Genomic DNA, 240 nt, shown 5'->3' on the forward strand with positions numbered 1-240 from the left:
CTCAACCCGCTACGACCTTTATAAAGTTGGTTTAAAGGGTACGGATGAGCCAAAACGCCTTACATTCGGAAATTACGACCACCAGATAAAATTATCTCCGGATGGCAAATATTTTATAACGACCTATTCAAGTCTTACCAGCCCGGCAAAATCAGCGTTAGTAAATGATAAAGGGGAAGTTGTACGTGAGTTGGCAAGCGCTCAAGGTTCTCTTTATGATTCGTACGCCTTACCTAAAAC

1 protein-coding gene is annotated in these 240 nt (G+C 42.1%); it reads left to right on the forward strand.

The window, feature by feature from the left end; genetic code table 11:
- The coding region (locus tag WKF69_RS18510) for a DPP IV N-terminal domain-containing protein (RefSeq protein WP_340383866.1) at positions 1-240 on the forward strand (240 nt) is incomplete at both ends.

Source organism: Daejeonella sp., from assembly GCF_037719425.1.
Classification (GTDB): Bacteria; Bacteroidota; Bacteroidia; order Sphingobacteriales; family Sphingobacteriaceae; genus Daejeonella.